The 16,297-nt window shown below is 56.3% G+C and carries 12 protein-coding genes and 3 tRNA genes; 5 read left to right on the forward strand and 10 right to left on the reverse strand.

The annotated features are described in order from the left end of the window. The first annotated feature begins 134 nt into the window (after nucleotides 1–134). Both KGB03_RS16605 and KGB03_RS16610 read left to right on the forward strand, forming a co-directional pair. Nucleotides 135–1,265, forward strand: a complete 1,131-nt coding sequence (locus KGB03_RS16605) for a carbon-nitrogen hydrolase family protein (RefSeq protein WP_223527675.1) — start codon at nucleotides 135–137, stop codon at nucleotides 1,263–1,265. A gap of 3 nt (nucleotides 1,266–1,268) precedes the next feature. Then, nucleotides 1,269–2,309 (forward strand): AraC family transcriptional regulator, encoded by a 1,041-nt coding sequence (locus KGB03_RS16610; RefSeq protein ID WP_218535687.1) that lies wholly within the window; start codon nucleotides 1,269–1,271, stop codon nucleotides 2,307–2,309. Nucleotides 2,310–2,661: 352 nt separating this feature from the next. Here KGB03_RS16610 and KGB03_RS16615 read toward each other — a convergent pair whose 3' ends face one another. The 10 genes from KGB03_RS16615 to KGB03_RS16660 all read right to left on the reverse strand — a co-directional run bounded on the left by KGB03_RS16615 (nucleotide 2,662) and on the right by KGB03_RS16660 (nucleotide 12,981). Further along, nucleotides 2,662–3,480, reverse strand: coding sequence for a DUF2242 domain-containing protein (locus tag KGB03_RS16615; RefSeq protein WP_218535683.1), 819 nt, complete (start codon nucleotides 3,478–3,480; stop codon nucleotides 2,662–2,664). Nucleotides 3,481–3,709: 229 nt separating this feature from the next. Next, nucleotides 3,710–5,581: a SurA N-terminal domain-containing protein gene (locus KGB03_RS16620; protein ID WP_223527677.1), complete on the reverse strand. Its 1,872-nt coding sequence runs from the start codon at nucleotides 5,579–5,581 to the stop codon at nucleotides 3,710–3,712. A 233-nt stretch (nucleotides 5,582–5,814) separates the two neighbouring features. Continuing rightward, nucleotides 5,815–6,087, reverse strand: coding sequence for an HU family DNA-binding protein (locus tag KGB03_RS16625; protein WP_002552737.1), 273 nt, complete (start codon nucleotides 6,085–6,087; stop codon nucleotides 5,815–5,817). Nucleotides 6,088–6,234: 147 nt separating this feature from the next. Next, nucleotides 6,235–8,631 (reverse strand): endopeptidase La, encoded by a 2,397-nt coding sequence (gene lon, locus KGB03_RS16630; RefSeq protein ID WP_008148424.1) that lies wholly within the window; start codon nucleotides 8,629–8,631, stop codon nucleotides 6,235–6,237. Between the two features lie 161 nt (nucleotides 8,632–8,792). Beyond that, nucleotides 8,793–10,076, reverse strand: a complete 1,284-nt coding sequence (clpX, locus tag KGB03_RS16635; RefSeq protein WP_007946893.1) for an ATP-dependent Clp protease ATP-binding subunit ClpX — start codon at nucleotides 10,074–10,076, stop codon at nucleotides 8,793–8,795. A 111-nt stretch (nucleotides 10,077–10,187) separates the two neighbouring features. Next, the gene (clpP, locus tag KGB03_RS16640) at nucleotides 10,188–10,823 is read right to left on the reverse strand and encodes an ATP-dependent Clp endopeptidase proteolytic subunit ClpP (protein ID WP_033057292.1); all 636 of its coding nucleotides are present in this window, start codon (nucleotides 10,821–10,823) and stop codon (nucleotides 10,188–10,190) included. Between the two features lie 93 nt (nucleotides 10,824–10,916). Continuing rightward, on the reverse strand, nucleotides 10,917–12,227 hold the full coding sequence (gene tig / locus KGB03_RS16645; protein WP_111449082.1) for a trigger factor: 1,311 nt from the start codon (nucleotides 12,225–12,227) through the stop codon (nucleotides 10,917–10,919). 422 nt (nucleotides 12,228–12,649) lie between these two features. Further along, nucleotides 12,650–12,734: transfer RNA gene (locus KGB03_RS16650), tRNA-Leu, on the reverse strand. Nucleotides 12,735–12,788: 54 nt separating this feature from the next. Continuing rightward, a tRNA-His gene (locus KGB03_RS16655) sits at nucleotides 12,789–12,864 on the reverse strand. A 40-nt stretch (nucleotides 12,865–12,904) separates the two neighbouring features. After that, a tRNA-Arg gene (locus KGB03_RS16660) sits at nucleotides 12,905–12,981 on the reverse strand. A gap of 279 nt (nucleotides 12,982–13,260) precedes the next feature. Here KGB03_RS16660 and folD point away from each other — a divergent pair. From folD to pbpG, 3 genes are all read left to right on the forward strand, one after another. Further along, nucleotides 13,261–14,115 carry a bifunctional methylenetetrahydrofolate dehydrogenase/methenyltetrahydrofolate cyclohydrolase FolD gene (folD, locus tag KGB03_RS16665; RefSeq protein WP_008148421.1) on the forward strand — a complete coding sequence of 285 codons (855 nt, stop codon included), beginning with the start codon at nucleotides 13,261–13,263 and terminating at the stop codon, nucleotides 14,113–14,115. A gap of 219 nt (nucleotides 14,116–14,334) precedes the next feature. Continuing rightward, entirely contained in the window at nucleotides 14,335–15,117 is a 783-nt protein-coding gene (gene mddA, locus KGB03_RS16670) for a methanethiol S-methyltransferase (RefSeq protein ID WP_223527679.1), read from the forward strand. A 217-nt stretch (nucleotides 15,118–15,334) separates the two neighbouring features. Continuing rightward, nucleotides 15,335–16,273 carry a D-alanyl-D-alanine endopeptidase gene (gene pbpG / locus KGB03_RS16675; RefSeq protein WP_223527681.1) on the forward strand — a complete coding sequence of 313 codons (939 nt, stop codon included), beginning with the start codon at nucleotides 15,335–15,337 and terminating at the stop codon, nucleotides 16,271–16,273. Nucleotides 16,274–16,297: the final 24 nt, after the last annotated feature.

A 16,297-nucleotide genomic window follows, 5' to 3' on the forward strand; every position in this document is an offset into this window, starting at 1 on the left:
TAAGAGTCACACCGCCATCACTCAATGACCGTAACTGACAACTTATTGATCCAAATGTGCAGCGCCCCTTGGCAAGTGCCGGTATGCGCCCTACCCTAGTCGCGAATCCTGCACACGGCCGTTGACCGTTTCCCATGCGCAAACTTCTGTACCTGACCTTCTCCATGGCATTGATTGCTGCCCTTACGACCTACGCCATGTGGGCCGCGGACCGTCCGGTGGGTCATTACCTGTCGGACCTGCGCATCAACCTCGCGGTCGACCAAGGCACACCCGCTGATCGCGGCAATTTGCTGGGCATCCAGCCCGAGCTGTTTCCCACCGACTATCAAAGCCCCGAGCACCTGCACCGCAAGCTGGCGGCTTATTTGCAGAAGGCCCGGGACCAGGGCCTGCTGAATGAAAAAACCATCGTCGTCCTGCCCGAACATGTCGGCACCTGGTTGATGGTCAGCGGCGAGAAAGATGAGCTGTACCAGGCCACCACGCTCAAGGAGGCCATGAACTGGCTGGCGGTCAGCAACCCACTGAAGTTCGTCCGCGCACTGATCAGCGCCGAGGGCGAAAAACGTCTGGACGACGCGCACCTGCGCATGAAGGCCAAAGGCATGGCCAAGGACTACCAGGCGCTGTTTGGTGGTCTGGCGAAAGAATTCCATGTGACGTTGGTGGCGGGCTCCATCGTGCTGCCCGAGCCCAGCATCATCGACGGCACCCTGAAAATCGGCCGCGGCGCGTTGTACAACAGCAGCGTGGTGTTCGGTCGCGATGGCCTGCCAATCGGCCAGCCCCAGCGCCAGATGCACCCGATTTTCGACGAACATGAAGTCATCGCCGCCAACGGCGAGCATACGCTCAACGTCGTCGATACCCCGGCCGGACGCCTGGGCGTGCTGATCGGCAGCGACAGCTGGTACCCGGACAATTACCGCAAGCTCGACGACCAGGGTGCGCAGTTCGTCGCGGTCCCGGCGTTTGTGGTCGGGCGCGGCACCTGGGACAAACCGTGGCGCGGTTACAAGGGGCTGTCGACGCCCGGCTCGGTCAGTCTCAAGGCCGGGGAGCTCAGCGAGGGTCAGGCCTGGCATCGTCTGACACTCACCGCTCAACCGCCCAGCAGCCAGGCAATCGCCGGCATGAGCGTGTTCCTGCGTGGTCAGTTCTGGGATAAGGGCAGCGCCGGTCAAAGTTTTCTCAGCAGCAACGGGCAGCAGTTCGCCGACGGCAATGCCAGTGGCGCGCGCTTGCTGAACCTCTGGTTGTAACCGATGAAACCATTGCCGATGCGCCTCGGTGATCTGTCGGTGGGCTTTGTTCATAGCCTGGCCGACGCCGTGCGCAGCCACGGTGTAGATCCTCAGCCGCTGCTCGAACAATACGGCCTCGACGCGGCTCGCCTCAGCGAAGCGGGCGCCCGGCTCTCGATCCCGCGCTACATGCGCCTGGGCCACAGCGCCATTCAACTGACTGACAACCCGGCACTTGGCTTGCGCATGGGTCAGCTCAGTCGCCTGAGCCAGGTCGGCCTGGCCGGGGTCACGGCCGCTCAAGCGCCAACGGTGCGAGAAGCCGCGCGCTGCCTGATTCGCTTCGAAGCCTTGTATGGCTCCAACTATCGCGGTCAATCGAGTTTTCACGAAGACGCCCAAGGCGCCTGGCTGCGGTTTTATTCCATCAGCCCTTACAACGCCTACAACCGCTTCGTGGTGGATTCGATCATTGCTGGCTGGTTACAGCAGTTGTCCAGCATCAGCCCTGCCCCGTTGCGGGCCGAACGTATCGAGATCGAGTTCGAAGAGCCGGATTACCGCATGGCTTATGGCGTGCTGGGCGACTGCCCGATCCAGTTCGGCAGTGAGCACAATCAACTGCGCTTGAGCCTCGCCAGCCTCGCCCAGCGCAACCCGGAACACTGCCCGAGCACCTGGCGACACTTGCTGCAACTGTGTGAGCGGGAACTGGAGCAACTGACACGCACCCGTAGCCTGCGTGAACGTATCACTCAGTTACTGGGGCCATTGCTCAATGGTGGCCGGGAACCCGACCTGGAAGAAGTGGCGGCACGCCTGAAGCTGCCAACCTGGACCTTGCGTCGCAAACTCGCCGAGGAAGGCACGCAATTTCGCGCGATCCTCAATGACACGCGTCGCGACCTGGCCATGACCTACATCCGCGATACCGAACTGGCGTTCGGAGAAATCGCCTACCTACTGGGTTTTGCCTCAGCCGAAGCCTTTCAACGGGCCTTCAAACGCTGGAGCGGCCAGACTCCCGGCGAGTTTCGCCGCAGTCATCGCCAATCCGCTTGACGCTTACAGCTCGGTAGCGTCTTCGGCCGGTTCCAGCGGGTCCAGTTCAAACGCCTGATACTCGAGCAGCTCTTCTTGATATTCGTCCATTTTGAATCCCCCACAGCTCGTTGAAAAAAACGCCTGAATAAATGACCAGCGCCCCGAGCATAAAGTGCCCACGTGAAAGAAAAATGACGCAGGCACGCCGCTCAGCAGCTACTTAATAAAACGTAGCAGGCGGTCAGGAATTTATCACAGGATTTTTTCGATACGGGCCGTAGGACAACGGCCTGGGTTGACGTGGGTCAATTTAAAAGCGCCGCTGCGGGATCGGTGTCGTCCGACCTGATCCCGCAGCGTCAGAGCACGATTACTCGCCTGATACAGGAATGGCCGAAATAGGCTCGGTGGGTGGAGGCAGGCTTGATTGGGGCGGCGGAGTGACCGTTTCCGTGGTCGATGCCGGCTCGGCGTTCCCGGCCGGAGCAATCGGAGCGGCTTCAGGCGGCGGTGCTATAGGCTCAGAGGCTGCTGGAGCACCTTCGGCAGGCGCCGGTGCAGGTTGTGCCGCAGACGGCGCCAACGGAGCCGGTGCGGCCTTGGCTTCAGGCACGCCGAGATCGGGTTTCGGCTTATCCTTGATGTGCGCGGCCTTTTTCGCTTCCGGCGGCAGGAACAACTCGACCAGGGTGAAGAAACGCTCGTAGAACTTGGGCGACGATACGGTTTCGCTGGCAACCTTGACCATCGAGTCGTCGGACGAACCGATCGGCATCGACACAGAACCCAGCACACCCACACCAACGCTGGCGGAGTTGTTGGTCTTCTTCAGCGCATAACGATCCTGCAGGGCGTTGGCGAACATGGTCGCGTGATGCCCCTCACTGCCGTCATCGGCACAGACCACACTGAAGCTGATCTCCATGTGGGTCTCGCCGGTCTGCTGGAAGCTTTTGTGTCCGCTGACCAGTTTCGGGTCGGCGCTGGTGATGATGTAGCCCTGGCTGAGCAACGCCCGACGGGCGGCTTCGCACGTCTGCGCATCAGTCACCGGGTAACTGCGCGAAAACGTTCCAGAGTCATCGAAGTTCTCATGCTCGTAGATAGGGGCTTTCTTCGACGAGCAACCGGCCGCGGCGGCCAGCACCAACGCCAGCCCTGCAACACGCATGGGAATTGATTTAAACATTGAACATCCTGAGGAAAACGGTCCGGGGCGTATTGTGCAACAGATCGATGCTTAGCGGAGTATCGATTAGTGTCTTAAAACAGTTACAAGTCTACTGACTGTCATTTACAGGAAAAAGTCGCACGGTAAATACCCAGGCGACGGGTAACCCGCGCGGCTTTCGTTTCACCCATAAAAAACCCCAGCCTTTCGGCCGGGGTCTTTGTGCAGCGCAAAACTCAGTCAGGCATCAGAAGCGTTTGATCTCAGCCTGGCTTTCCAGCAGTTTGCGGTAGGCCGCAAAGTCTTGCTGGCCAATGCGCGAAGCGAGGAAGCGACGGTATTGAGCCTTCTCTTCTTCGGTCGGCGCAGCCGCTTCGTTCACGCCGTTCAGACGCACAATCACCAGGCTACCATCGGCCAGGGTCACGTTGCTGAAAGTCGGCTTGTCCTTGGCGACGGGCTTCGGCATGCGGAACAGCGCCTGCAGCACGGTTGGGTCAACCCCTTCCTGGCCACGAGTAGCGGCCTGGGTCACTTTCCAGCTCTGACCGTCGATCGGCTTGTCCAGCGCAGTCTTGCCATCGCGCAGGCTGGCAATCAGCTCTTCAGCCTTGGTCTTGGCGGCAGCACTGGCGTGCTCCTTGGTCAATTGCACGCGAATACTTGCAGCGACGCTTTCCAGCGGCAGTTGCGCAGGCTTCAGGTGCTCCTTGGCGCGCAGCACGATCACGGTTTCCGGATCGAGCTCGATGGCGGTGCTGTTGGCACCCTCATCCAGCACTTCAGGGCTGAACGCAGCAGTGACCACGGCACGGTTGGCCGCAACACCCTCGCCACCTTCGCGGCCGAACGGTTTGGACGTATGAACAGTGAGCTTCAGGTCCTGCGCCGGCTGAGCCAGATCGGAGGCTTCGAACGACGAGTCTTCCAGTTGCTTGGTCGCCTCGACGAAACGCTGCTCGACCTGCTGGGTTTTCAGTTCACGGGTCAGCTTGTCTTTCAGGCTGGCGAACGTCGGCACTTCAGGTGCTTCGACACCCAACAGCTTGATCAGGTGGAAACCGAAGTCAGTGCGGACCGGTGCCGAAACCTGATCCTTGGCCAACGCATACAGCGCTATTTCGAAGGCTGGATCGTAGACGCCAGGACCGGCATAGCCGAGGTCACCGCCGTTGTTCGCCGAACCAGGATCCTGGGAGAACTCCTTGGCCAGGGCTTCGAACTTCTCGCCTTTTGCCAGACGTGCCTGGATCTCTTCGATCTTGGCCTTGGCTTGCGCCTCGGTCACCTTGTCGTTCACTTCGATCAGAATGTGCGCGGCCCGGCGTTGTTCCGACAGGTTCGCGGTTTCTTTCTGATACGCCGCTTGCAGGTCTTCATCCTTGACGCTGACCTGATCAAAGAAGGAAGCCTTCTTCAACTCCAGGTAATCGATGACCACCTGATCCGGCGTCATGAATTCCTTGGCGTGTTCGTCGTAGTAGGCTTTGACTTCATCGTCGGTCAGCTTCACAGCCGCCGGGTCAACCTTGACGTTCAGGGAGGCGAAATCGCGGGTCTGTTTTTCCAGACGGGCGAATGCCAGAACCTGTGCGTCGGTGACAAAACCACTACCCGCCAGACCCGCGCGCAGCTGACCGATCAGCATTTCCTGAGCCAGCATCTGGCGGAATTGCATGCGGCTGTAGCCGAGTTGACGAATAACCTGGTCGAAACGCTCAGGGCTGAACTTGCCATCAACCTGGAATTCAGGCGTTTGCAGGATCACCTGGTCCAAAGCAGCTTCGGAAAAAGCGAATTTCGAGTTTTCTGCGCCTTGCAGCAGCAGCTTGCGATCGATCAGGCCTTTGAGGGCCGATTCGCGCAGCATTTTTTCGTCGAGCAAGGAAGCATCGAAATCCTTGCCCAGCTGTTGCATGAGCTGACGGCGTTGCATATCGACCGCCTGGCTCAGCTCGTTCTGGCTGATTTCTTCGCCATTGACCTTAGCCGCATCATTTTGGTGCGTCGTGGCCTTGAAGATGGCGTCGAAACCGGTCAAAGCCATCAGTGCAACGATGACCCCGATAATGGTCTTGGCAATCCAGCCTTGTGAATTGTCCCTGATATTCTGCAGCATGCGTCCCCCAGAAACGGTTGAACTTCAAAATTAGGCAACCGTGGAGCGTGGGTAGAATCCGGATAGAAGAAAGGCGCATCCGAGGATGCGCCTTCTCGTAACTGGCGGAGCGGACCGATGACTCGAACTTGCGAGCCTCGGCGTCTCGGATCGACGACTTGCCGACTGGACTACCGCTCCGCTGCCAGGTCAGGCATGACCCCGACCCGGATAGGCAAAAACCTGAATCGAACTTAGTTGACAGCTTCTTTCAGTGCTTTACCGGCTTTGAAACCTGGTTTTTTGGCTGCTGCGATTTCCAGCGTCTTACCGGTCTGTGGGTTACGACCAATGCGAGCTGGACGATCAGTGACGGAGAAGGTACCGAAACCAACCAGAACAACAGAGTCGCCAGCCTTGAGAGCGCCAGTGACGGATTCGATTACAGCGTCCAGCGCACGGCCAGCAGCAGCTTTCGGGATATCAGCGGATGCAGCGATAGCATCAATCAGTTCCGACTTGTTCACTCTAAGTCCCCTTATATCTATTTGAGTATGATTCTAAGTTTTTTGGTGAAAGCAAAAACGAGTGCTGAATGGCCTACAGACACTTAAGAGCCGCTTTATAACAAGGGCTCTAAAAAGCTGTCAACAAGCCACCCAGGCAAATGCGTACTAATGCGTGCTAATTCTTTCCTTAGAGTCAGACTCGCGTTTTTCATCCTTGGCGACTATCTCTGGAGCGACATCTGGCAAGGGCTCCGGCGCGTATTGCAGCGCAATTTGCAGGACCTCGTCAATCCATTTAACCGGTTTAATCTGCAGATCTTGCTTGATATTGTCAGGAATTTCCTTCAGATCGCGTACGTTCTCTTCAGGAATGATCACCGTCTTGATTCCGCCACGGTGAGCAGCGAGCAGTTTTTCTTTCAAACCGCCAATCGCCAGCACCTGACCACGCAGCGTAATTTCGCCAGTCATGGCGACGTCCGCGCGCACAGGGATCCCGGTCAATGCCGACACCAGAGCCGTGCACATGCCCACACCGGCGCTAGGGCCGTCCTTCGGGGTCGCCCCTTCCGGCATATGGATGTGCGTGTCGCGCTTCTCGTGGAAGTCCAGGGGAATCCCCAGGCTCTTCGCACGACTGCGAACAACGGTCAGGGCCGCAGTGATCGATTCGACCATGACGTCACCCAGGGAACCGGTCTTGATCAACTGGCCTTTACCCGGTACGACGGCGGCTTCGATGGTCAGCAATTCACCGCCCACTTGAGTCCACGCCAGCCCGGTAACCTGACCGATCTGATCCTGCGATTCAGCCAGTCCATAGCGGAATTTGCGTACGCCCAAGAAGTGTTCCAGCATCTCGGCAGTGACCTTCACCGAGAAGCGTTTTTCCATTGCATGCTCTTTGACCGCCTTGCGGCAAACCTTGGCAATCTGGCGCTCCAGCCCACGTACACCGGCTTCGCGGGTGTAGTAGCGGATGATGTCGCGGATCGCTTCGGCGTCGAATTCCAGCTCGCCTTTTTTCAAACCGTTGGCAGTAATCTGCTTTGGCGAAAGGTATTTGACGGCGATGTTGATTTTTTCGTCTTCGGTGTAACCCGGCAGACGAATCACTTCCATCCGGTCCAGCAAGGCGGGTGGAATATTCATGGAGTTCGAGGTGCAAAGGAACATCACATCGGACAGGTCGTAGTCGACTTCCAGATAGTGATCGTTGAAGTTGTGGTTCTGCTCAGGGTCGAGCACTTCCAGCAACGCCGACGCCGGATCGCCACGCATGTCGCTGCCCATTTTGTCGATTTCATCGAGCAGGAACAGCGGGTTGCGGACGCCCACTTTTGTCATCTTTTGAATCAATCTTCCTGGCATCGAACCGATATAAGTACGGCGATGACCACGAATTTCCGCTTCATCACGCACGCCACCGAGGGCCATGCGCACGAATTTGCGGTTGGTGGCGTGAGCAATCGACTCCGCCAGAGAGGTTTTACCCACCCCAGGAGGACCGACCAGGCACAACACCGGACCACGAATTTTCTTCACGCGTTTTTGCACGGCGAGGTATTCGAGGATCCGCTCTTTGACTTCTTCCAGACCATAGTGGTCTGCATCGAGAATGTCTTCTGCGCGCGCCAGGTCCAGGCGCACTTTGCTCTGCGCCTTCCACGGCACCTGAACCAGCCAGTCAATATACGAACGCACCACGGTCGCTTCGGCAGACATTGGCGACATTTGCTTTAACTTGTTCAATTCACCCTGGGCTTTGGCCAAGGCGTCTTTCGGCAGACCGGCGGCATCGATGCGCTTTTTCAGCTCTTCAATTTCGTTGTGGCCTTCGTCGCTGTCGCCGAGCTCTTTCTGAATGGCCTTCATCTGCTCATTCAGGTAGTACTCGCGCTGGCTGCGCTCCATTTGTTTTTTGACGCGACCACGAATGCGTTTTTCGACTTGCAGCAGGTCGATCTCGGCATCCAGCAACGCCAGAACGTGCTCGACCCGGGCCGACAAATCGATGATTTCGAGGATTTCCTGCTTCTGCTCGATCTTCAGGGCCATGTGCGCGGCCATGGTGTCGACCAGGCGACCTGGTTCGTCGATGCTGTTGAGCGACGACAGGACTTCAGCCGGGACTTTCTTGCCCAACTGCACATATTGTTCGAACTGAGCCAGCAGGCTGCGTACGAACACTTCCGACTCGCGCTCTGGCGCGTCGACTTCGTCGATCAATGAGACTTCGGCACGGCAGTGGCCGTCCACTTCGCTGAAACGCTCAACGGCGCCCCGCTGCTCACCTTCGACCAAAACCTTGACCGTGCCGTCAGGCAGCTTGAGCAGCTGTAGAACGGTCGCAATGGTACCTACGCGATAAAGTGCTTCTTCACCGGGATCGTCGTCAGCAGGGTTTCTCTGAGCCAGCAGAAGGATCTGCTTGTCGCCCGTCATCGCTGCCTCGAGGGCTTCGATGGATTTCTCGCGCCCCACGAACAGCGGGATAACCATGTGCGGATAAACCACAACATCACGCAATGGCAGGAGAGGCAATTCGATGGTTGTCTTCATGATTTCGCCTCTACGGCGGCCATAAGGCCGTAAACAGATGGAAGTGAGCTTGAAACCAAGATGGGGGCTACCTTCAAAAAAAACAAGCTTAAAGAAGGTGTTAAAACGCGCAAAAAGCAAAGGGGCCCGAAGGCCCCTTCTTTATTCCAGCAGCGTGACGCCTAGGCGTCTGGCGCTGCCTTGGCAGCCGGCTCACTGTTTTCGTAGATATACAGTGGCTTGGACTTGCCTTCTATAACGCTTTCGTCGATCACTACTTTACTCACCTCGGACTGCGAGGGAATTTCATACATAGTGTCGAGCAGTACACCTTCGAGAATCGAACGCAATCCACGGGCACCGGTTTTGCGTTCCAGGGCACGTTTAGCGACCGATTTCAGAGCGTCGGCCCGGAATTCCAGGTCCACACCTTCCATCTCGAACAGCTTGGCATACTGTTTGGTCAGGGCATTTTTCGGCTCGGTGAGAATCTGCATCAGCGCAGCCTCATCAAGCTCGTCGAGCGTGGCAAGTACCGGCAGACGACCGACGAACTCCGGGATCAGACCGAACTTGACCAGATCGTCAGGCTCGACTTCACGCAGGGACTCACCGACTTTCTTGCCTTCTTCCTTGCTGCGCACTTCCGCGTTGAAACCGATACCGCCCTTGGTGGAACGGTTTTGAATAACCTTTTCCAGACCAGAGAACGCACCACCGCAGATGAACAGGATGTTACGGGTGTCGACCTGAAGGAATTCCTGCTGCGGATGCTTGCGACCACCTTGAGGCGGAACGGAAGCGACCGTGCCTTCGATCAACTTGAGCAGGGCCTGCTGCACGCCTTCACCGGAAACGTCCCGGGTGATCGACGGGTTGTCAGATTTGCGCGAGATCTTGTCGATCTCATCGATGTAGACAATGCCCATCTGGGCCTTTTCTACGTCGTAATCGCACTTCTGCAGCAGCTTCTGAATGATGTTTTCGACATCCTCACCCACGTAACCTGCCTCGGTGAGGGTGGTTGCGTCGGCGATGGTGAACGGAACGTTCAGCAAGCGGGCCAGTGTTTCGGCAAGCAGGGTTTTACCCGAGCCTGTCGGGCCGATCAGCAAGATGTTGCTCTTGCCGAGTTCGACATCGTCATTCTTTTTGTCACGCTGGTTCAGGCGCTTGTAGTGGTTGTACACCGCTACGGCCAGTACCTTTTTCGCACGCTCCTGACCAATCACGTACTGATCAAGGATGCCGCTGATTTCTTTAGGCGAAGGCAATTTATGCGCGCTGCTTTCGGCCTGGGCTTCCTGCACCTCCTCACGGATGATGTCATTGCACAGGTCGACGCACTCGTCGCAGATAAAGACCGAGGGGCCGGCAATCAATTTGCGCACTTCATGCTGGCTTTTGCCACAGAAGGAGCAATAGAGCAGCTTGCCGTTGTCCTCGCCGTTGCGGGTGTCAGTCATTCGTTCGATCCAAATCCGATAGGCTTGCAACACAAGATGAAGGCTATTGCGGGCTTTTTCAAGCCCGCTGGTGTCGGACGCGCCGACCAAGCCTATTTTGAGCTGCTTATTTTAAGCGGGGCGCTGGCTGATCACTTCATCGATCAACCCGTACTCACGCGCAGCTTCTGCACTCATGAAATTATCGCGGTTGGTATCGCGCTCGATTTCTTCAAGAGTGTGCCCGCTATGCTTGGCCATCAGCGTGTTGAGACGCTCACGAATGAAGAGGATTTCCTTGGCATGGATTTCGATGTCCGAAGCCTGGCCCTGGAAACCGCCCAGTGGCTGGTGAATCATCACACGCGAGTTCGGCAGGCAGTAACGCTTGCCAGCAGCACCGGCCGTCAACAGGAACGCACCCATGCTGCACGCTTGACCGATACAGGTAGTCGACACGTTTGGCTTGATGAACTGCATGGTGTCATAAATCGACATGCCCGCCGTCACCGAACCGCCCGGGGAGTTGATATAGAGATGGATGTCCTTGTCCGGGTTTTCCGCTTCAAGGAACAGCAGTTGCGCACAGATCAGGTTGGCCATGTAGTCCTCTACCGGACCAACCAGAAAGATCACTCGTTCCTTGAGAAGGCGCGAGTAGATGTCATAGGCGCGCTCGCCACGAGCAGATTGCTCGACAACCATCGGGACCAGGCCGCCTGCGGCCTGGATATCAGAGTTCTGCTGAATATACGAATTACGGAACATGCTCTGCAGTCACTCCCAAATAGTTATGTCTTGAATACGCATAAGCCAGCACGAAGGCTGGCTTATGGTGTGTACTTCTTACCGCAAAAACGATCAGTCGGCTTGTGGAGCTTCTACCGGCTTGACTGCTTCTTCGTAAGAGACCGATTTGTCGGTCACGCTAGCTTTCTGCAGAACAGTATCCACAACTTGTTCTTCCAGCACAACCGAACGAACTTCGTTCAGTTGCTGGTCGTTCTTGTAGTACCAAGACACAACCTGCTCAGGCTCCTGGTAAGCCGAAGCCATTTCCTGAATCATTTCACGAACGCGGGCTTCGTCAGGCTTGAGGTCGAATTGCTTGACCACTTCAGCCACGATCAGACCCAGCACAACACGGCGCTTGGCTTGCTCTTCGAACAGCTCGGCCGGCAGTTGCTCAGGCTTGATGTTGCCACCGAACTGCTGAACAGCCTGCACGCGCAGACGGTCAACTTCGTTGGACAGCAGAGCCTTAGGCACTTCGATCGGGTTGGTGGCCAGCAGACCGTCCATTACCTGATTCTTGACCTTGGATTTGATCGCCTGACGCAGTTCACGCTCCATGTTCTTGCGAACTTCGGTGCGGAAGCCTTCCAGGCCCGTTTCCTTGATGCCGAATTGAGCGAAGAATTCTTCGGTCAGTTCTGGCAGTTTTGGCTCGGAAACAGTGTTCACGGTTACGGTGAACTCAGCGGCTTTGCCTGCCAGGTCGAGGTTCTGATAGTCCTCAGGGAAGGTCAGGTTCAGAACGCGCTCTTCGCCAGCTTTAGCGCCAACCAGACCGTCTTCAAAACCAGGGATCATGCGGCCGGAACCCAGAACCAGCTGAGTACCTTTGGCGGAACCGCCAGCGAACACTTCACCGTCGACCTTGCCAACGAAATCGATGTTCAGCTGGTCTTCGTTTTGAGCAGCGCGATCGGCTACTTCAAAACGGGTGTTCTGCTTGCGCAGCACTTCCAGCATTTTGTCCAGATCGGCATCAGCCACGTCAGCGCTCAGGCGCTCAACCGCGATACCTTCGAAACCGGCAACGGTGAACTCAGGGAATACTTCGAAAATCGCGACGTATTCCAGGTCTTTGCCGGCTTCCAGCGATTTCGGCTCGATCGAAGGAGCGCCAGCCGGGTTCAGCTTCTGCTCAACGACAGCTTCGTAGAAAGAGGACTGGATCACGTCGCCGACCGCTTCCTGACGTGCATCAGCACCAAAACGGCGCTTGATTTCACTCATTGGCACTTTGCCTGGACGGAAGCCAGCAATCTTGGCCTTTTGGGCAGTCTGCTGCAGACGCTTGTTGACCTGAGTCTCGATGCGCTCAGCCGGCACGGTGATGCTCATGCGGCGCTCAAGAGCAGAAGTATTTTCAACAGAAACTTGCATGGATATTCCTCGTTGCACAGACGTTAGCCGGCCGTTTCCGACCCCAGAATCAAGGGCATGCATTCTAGTGGGTCAAACTCAAGAAGTCACCCTACTGAAAACGGGTAAAAAAGCAGCAGGCAATTTATAGGCGGGGACAAACGGTTGTGCCTCGCCCTGTTAGCAAATACAGCCAATCATGCCAGGGCTCTGCACCAATCCTTCTATATATAGAAGGCATCGGCAATCCATCCCTGACAGTCGACCCCACAAGGGGACCAACGGGCGAATCAGCATCATCGAGAAACATAAATCCGACGATCCGAGCCACCCTCTCGACCCAGAACCTGCGGCCGCTTTGAAAATCCAGACTTCTAAAACAAAAACGGCGCAGCCCTTTTCAGGTGCTGCGCCGTTTTCTGCTATTAAATAGCTGTTTGTAATGGTGCGGACGGAGAGACTCGAACTCTCACACCTTGCGGCGCTGGAACCTAAATCCAGTGTGTCTACCAATTCCACCACATCCGCATCAAGCTTTTAAAGCAAAGGCGCCAGACTGTTAATCTGGCGCCTTTCTAAATATGGGGTGGACGAAGGGGATCGAACCCTCGACAACGGGAGTCACAATCCCGTGCTCTACCAACTGAGCTACGCCCACCATATTGCCATGTTGCGTTACTTGTGCCAAAGCTGCCTAATGGCGCACCCGGCAGGACTCGAACCTGCGACCATCCGCTTAGAAGGCGGATGCTCTATCCAGCTGAGCTACGGGCGCCTTGTTAATCTGTATTCTTGGACGATTACAAACTAAGTGCTTTCAGTCTCACCGAATTAAACATCAACTCTGCTCGACCTTCTTAACCAGTGCTAGGCTGTGCCCGACAAGTGCGACGAATGTTATAGGTGACCCTGAAGGTCGTCAACTCTTTTTTAAAAAAAATTCATTTAATTAAAGGGGTTAGGGGAATTTGCAGACCAAGCGCCTTTGCCCTCACCTCATGACATGCGAGAATGCGTTCTCTTTTTTTCCCCTCTCGATGGTTAATCACGCGCAATGACTGCACAACTAATCGACGGCAAATCGATCGCCGCCAGCCTGCGCCAGCAGATCGCCAAACGCGTCAACGAGCGTCGCCAGCAAGGTCTGCGCACGCCCGGCCTCGCGGTGATCCTGGTCGGCAGCGATCCCGCCTCTCAGGTTTATGTCTCGCACAAGCGTAAAGACTGTGAAGAGGTCGGCTTCATTTCCCAAGCCTACGACCTGCCTTCCGAAACCACTCAAGAAGCACTGACCGATCTGATCGATCGCCTGAACGACGACCCGGCAATTGACGGCGTTCTGCTTCAGCTTCCTTTACCTGAACACCTGGACGCCTCCAAATTGCTGGAGCGCATTCGTCCAGACAAGGACGTCGACGGTTTCCACCCTTATAACGTCGGTCGCCTCGCCCAGCGTATTCCGCTGCTGCGCCCGTGCACCCCTAAAGGCATCATGACGTTGCTGGAAAGCACCGGTGTCGATCTCTACGGGATGGACGCAGTGGTTGTCGGGGCCTCCAACATTGTTGGCCGCCCGATGGCAATGGAATTGCTGCTGGCCGGCTGCACCGTGACCGTCACCCACCGCTTCACCAAGGATCTGGCAGGCCACGTCGGTCGCGCCGATCTGGTTGTCGTCGCTGCCGGCAAGCCGGGCCTCGTCAAAGGCGAGTGGATCAAGGAAGGCGCGATCGTGATCGACGTTGGCATCAATCGCCAGGAAGACGGCAAACTGGTCGGTGACGTGATCTACGACACCGCCCTGCCCCGCGCCGGCTGGATCACTCCAGTCCCGGGCGGCGTTGGCCCGATGACTCGCGCTTGCCTGCTGGAAAATACATTGTACGCAGCAGAGACACTGCACAGCTGATTCCACCGGCGACGTCGAACACACCAGAAACCCCGCCATTGGCGGGGTTTCCTGTTTTCAGACGCAGCTCAAGTAATGCCCCTTAAAGACTGCAGGTCAGAGAAGCAGCGAAAACCCCATACCGTCCTAGACTGATACTCGAATCATCCTCATAAACCATAAACCATAAACCATAAACGCGAATCGGGAAGTACGCGCAAAGCCTGGAAGGCATCACGCATGAATCCTCCGAACCTGACTGGACATCGCTTTTTCGTTTTCTCTGGAAAACTGGCTGGTTTGCTTTACAGCCTCTGCTGCTACTTGTTTTTCCTGCTGACCGTTCTCTATCTGATCGGATTTCTCGCAGGTATCGGAGTCCCCAAAGATATCAATTCAGGACCCGGCATCACATGGCCTCTGGCGGTGCTGGTTGATGCCATTCTGATCACGTTGTTCGCCGTACAACACAGTGGCATGGCGCGAAAAACCTTCAAGCGATGGTGGATGAGGTTCATCCCCGCCACGCTCGAGCGCGCTACCTACGTACTCTCCAGTTGCCTGGTGCTCACCTTGTTGTTTGTGCTTTGGCAGCCTATCGCAACGCCCATCTGGAACGTCGAATCGCCCTGGGGCAAAGGGCTGCTCATCTCACTGTTCTGGCTAGGCTGGGGCATCGCGCTATTGGCAACCTTCCTGATCAGCCACTTTGAGCTATTCGGTGTGAAGCAAGCGCTTGATGCCTGGCGCAAGCGGATCCCCGAAAAGCCCATCTTCAAATCGCCATGGCTCTACAAACTTGTCCGCCATCCCTTGTACGCAGGCTTCCTGATTGCATTCTGGGCGACGCCCGAAATGACCGCCGGGCATCTTCTGTTTGCGATACTCAGTACCAGCTACATCCTGATCGGCGCGCACCTGGAAGAAAAAGACCTGGTCGATTCACTTGGAGAGGTATACCAGCGCTATCAGCAAGAGGTCGGAATGCTTGTGCCCAAACGGAATCAGACCAAAAGGCGCTGAGCACAAAACCCACCCGCAATCTCTCAGGCATCCACATTGCCTGAGACTAAACCTGGCATAAGTATCTCCCTCCCACACCTTCGCCTCATTTTTTTCATATAAAGCACTCGCCATACAGGCAGCTAGCGCTTTCGTAGCTCATACTCCTAAAATGCGTCGTTTTTAAAGAAACAACCCGTTACAAAACGGCTTATCCACACCTAACGAGTCTGCCAGCGTGAAAATCCGTCTTTCCATCCTGAGCCTATTTTTTGCATTTACAGGGACTTTCACCACGCCAATAGCCAACGCTGCCGACACCACTTCGGCGCCGCGAGATACGTCATCACTGAAGATCGCCTCCGGCAGCGCATTGCTGATGGATCTGCAGACCAATAAAGTCATCTATGCCAGCAATCCTGACGTGGTGGTGCCAATCGCGTCCGTCAGCAAACTGATGACCGGCCTGGTCGTGGTTGAAGCCAGACAGAACATGGACGAATTCATCAACATCAACATCAGTGACACCCCGGAAATGAAAGGTGTGTTTTCCCGGGTCAAACTCAACAGCGAAATGCCGCGCAGGGAAATGCTGCTGATTGCCCTGATGTCCTCGGAAAACCGCGCTGCCGCGAGCCTGGCCCATCATTATCCGGGTGGCTACGTCGCGTTCATTGCCGCAATGAATGCCAAAGCGAAAGCACTGGGCATGACCAGCACGCACTTCGTCGAACCCACCGGCCTCTCCCCTCGCAACGTGTCCACGGCCCGCGACCTGAGCAAACTGCTGATCGCTGCGCACAAGTACCCACTGTTGACTGAGCTGAGTACGACCAAGGAAAAAACCGTCTCGTTCCGCAAACCCAACTACAGCCTGGGTTTCCGTAACACCGACCATTTGGTCAACAAGCCGAACTGGGACATCAAGCTGACGAAAACCGGCTTCACCAACGAGGCAGGTCACTGCCTGGTGCTGGTCACCAGCATGGGCAATCGCCCGGTTGCGCTGGTGATCCTCGACGCCTTTGGCAAGTACACGCATTTTGCCGATGCCACTCGCATCCGCAGCTGGGTTGAAACCGGCAGGGGCACGAACGTGCCGTCTGTAGCCTTGCAGTACAAGTCCGACAAGAATCTCAAGCATCGTCAGAGCGGCGTGGTTGAAGCGTCAAAATAAGTAAACGACAAGCAAAAGAAAGCC

It is taken from the genome of Pseudomonas sp. BF-B-26 (assembly GCF_019956495.1).
GTDB lineage: Bacteria > Pseudomonadota > Gammaproteobacteria > Pseudomonadales > Pseudomonadaceae > Aquipseudomonas.

Excerpts from the sequence above, each read along its gene's own strand:
- KGB03_RS16615 (WP_218535683.1), bottom strand. The coding sequence starts at position 3,480 with ATGTTTAAATCAATTCCCATGCGTGTTGCAGGGCTGGCGTTGGTGCTG.
- folD (WP_008148421.1), top strand. The coding sequence starts at position 13,261 with ATGACTGCACAACTAATCGACGGCAAATCGATCGCCGCCAGCCTGCGC.
- KGB03_RS16620 (WP_223527677.1), bottom strand. The coding sequence starts at position 5,581 with ATGCTGCAGAATATCAGGGACAATTCACAAGGCTGGATTGCCAAGACC.
- tig (WP_111449082.1), bottom strand. The coding sequence starts at position 12,227 with ATGCAAGTTTCTGTTGAAAATACTTCTGCTCTTGAGCGCCGCATGAGC.
- KGB03_RS16605 (WP_223527675.1), top strand. The coding sequence starts at position 135 with ATGCGCAAACTTCTGTACCTGACCTTCTCCATGGCATTGATTGCTGCC.
- lon (WP_008148424.1), bottom strand. The coding sequence starts at position 8,631 with ATGAAGACAACCATCGAATTGCCTCTCCTGCCATTGCGTGATGTTGTG.
- clpP (WP_033057292.1), bottom strand. The coding sequence starts at position 10,823 with ATGTTCCGTAATTCGTATATTCAGCAGAACTCTGATATCCAGGCCGCA.
- clpX (WP_007946893.1), bottom strand. The coding sequence starts at position 10,076 with ATGACTGACACCCGCAACGGCGAGGACAACGGCAAGCTGCTCTATTGC.
- mddA (WP_223527679.1), top strand. The coding sequence starts at position 14,335 with ATGAATCCTCCGAACCTGACTGGACATCGCTTTTTCGTTTTCTCTGGA.
- KGB03_RS16610 (WP_218535687.1), top strand. The coding sequence starts at position 1,269 with ATGAAACCATTGCCGATGCGCCTCGGTGATCTGTCGGTGGGCTTTGTT.